The sequence below is a fragment of the Adlercreutzia sp. DFI.6.23 genome, assembly GCF_024462535.1.
Classification (GTDB): Bacteria; Actinomycetota; Coriobacteriia; order Coriobacteriales; family Eggerthellaceae; genus Adlercreutzia; species Adlercreutzia rubneri.
Genome location: NZ_JANGBP010000676.1, coordinates 1 through 293, shown reverse-complemented (window position 1 = coordinate 293; position 293 = coordinate 1). Strand labels below are relative to the sequence as shown.

General features: G+C 68.6%; 1 pseudogene. It reads right to left on the bottom strand.

Features of this window, described 5'->3' with window-relative positions:
- Window positions 1–293 (bottom strand): annotated as a pseudogene (locus tag NE591_RS15025) (hypothetical protein); the annotation flags it as partial.

Here is a 293-nt window from a genome sequence, read left to right as displayed (position 1 = left end):
CCGCCAAGCAGCCCAATTTCGAAGACCGCGGCGTCTCCTTCGAGCCTTTGCTCGGGAAGGTGACAGCCCTGCTGGGGTAAAGGTTCGTGCTTTCGCGCGGCTCGCACCGGGAAGAGTCGCACGTAGGGCGGGTAGCCCAAAAGCTTGCGCTTGGGCAGCTCGGCGCGCAGGAACATCCCGCGGTTGTAGGTGGCGGCGGCGCGGATGGCCACGTCATCGGCCTCGTAGGTCTGCACCATGACGCGCCCGTCCAGCTCGGCGCGGCCGGCGCGGCCCGCCACCTGCTCGATGAG